The sequence below is a fragment of the Flavobacterium salmonis genome, from assembly GCF_903819435.1.
In the GTDB taxonomy this organism is placed as follows: Bacteria; Bacteroidota; Bacteroidia; order Flavobacteriales; family Flavobacteriaceae; genus Flavobacterium; species Flavobacterium chungangense.
On sequence record NZ_CAIJDP010000094.1, the window covers coordinates 1 to 233 of the forward strand.

1 pseudogene is annotated in these 233 nt (G+C 42.5%); it reads right to left on the reverse strand.

Annotation, left to right across the window (positions count from 1 at the left end):
• Positions 1-233, reverse strand: a pseudogene (locus tag FLACHUCJ7_RS24920) (T9SS sorting signal type C domain-containing protein); the annotation flags it as partial.

Sequence of the window (233 nt, forward strand, 5' to 3'; positions counted from 1 at the left end):
TCAACATAGCCTATCAGGGTTTGTTTAAAAGCTCCGCCTGAATTGGTCATATTAAGCCACAAACGGTGGCTCTCGAAGCCTGTTGATTTTGAACTTTTACCGGGTTTGAAGAATTGTGCATTATCAGCTCCCCCAGCACGCATTGAATTATCAAACTCAACAATTCCATTTGCTTTTGCACTTGCCATAAACGATTGTCCCGCTGCTATGTAACCAGAAGGGATAGCATTGTT